1 protein-coding gene is annotated in these 1,089 nt (G+C 53.2%); it reads left to right on the forward strand.

All coding sequences use genetic code 11. The features are described from left to right. Window positions 1-21 precede the first annotated feature (21 nt). Window positions 22-1,089, forward strand: a 1,068-nt coding sequence (locus HMPREF2785_RS04585; RefSeq protein ID WP_210386092.1) for a hypothetical protein, incomplete at its 3' end; no start/stop codon positions are given.

Consider the following 1,089-nt stretch of genomic DNA (forward strand, 5'->3'; position numbering starts at 1 on the left):
GGTGCGTTTACGCCGAGCTTGATGAACAAGATGAACGGTGCGGATGTTCCTGCTACCGGTATGAAGGTCTACGGCTCGTATTTGTCTGATTACGCGGTCAATGAGATTGAGACGAAGGCTGCGATTGATCTTGGGTTTGATGAGATCCGTGGTCGTGGTTGGACGAATCGTAATGAGACTGCGCTGCAGAACTGGATTAAGCGCAAGATTGCTGAAGAGGGCAAGGAAAAGTGGATTGCTGAGACTGCCCAGGCCACTGTTGATAGCAAGGGTGGCTACGAGCTGCAGTTTAAGGGCACGTTTGGCCGCAGGACGGTGCTGAATGCTTCTGTTGATCGTGGCTATGACGATGGTGCGTTGCTCTACACTGATTTGGCTCGTGATGATGGCTCTGAGGTGATTTTCCCGGATGGCTCCAAGCACGATGCGTACAGCTTGTTTGGTCAGGTTGCTCCTGCTGCTGACTATGGCAGCTGGGTGAAGAATAAGACTGGTCGTGGTGGGGATAACCTGCCGAAGCACATCAACTGGGATTGGTTGTTCTTCTCTACGGAAGAAACTGAGGGTCTTGGTCAGTTCACCCCGTTCTACAACAACTCGTTCCTGGCGCGTGATCAGTATGTGTTCAACGGTGAGGGCAAGTGGGCCGGTGGCCTGGTTGTTGGTGCGTATGAGCCGAACATGCTGGAGAACCGTCACGTGTTGTACTCGGATTACACCGTGTTTGACGTGCTTGAGTATGACACGCATGAGAATCCTGCGAAGCCGGGTGCTGAGGTTGAGACCAAGACTGGTGGTTTGCCGACGAAGTGGGTCGACGGGCTTGAGTATGCAATTGAGTGGGTTGATCAGGAGACCGGCAAGGTAGTCAAGACGTGTGATCCGGTGGGTGCGGATGCAAACGGTACGATTCCGTCGTGCACGCTTGATACTGGTGATGAGAACCTGTTCCCGGGTGGTATTACGAAAACGACGACGTTTACGGCGTATTTGTACCCGGTGAATAAGGACACTAAGGAACGTGGTCAGGCGATTGCTGCTGATGCGTTTACGGTGGTGACTGGTTGGCAGCCGCTGTATGAGACGACT

The organism is Corynebacterium sp. HMSC067D03, from assembly GCF_001811185.1.
GTDB classification, from domain to species: Bacteria; Actinomycetota; Actinomycetes; order Mycobacteriales; family Mycobacteriaceae; genus Corynebacterium; species Corynebacterium coyleae.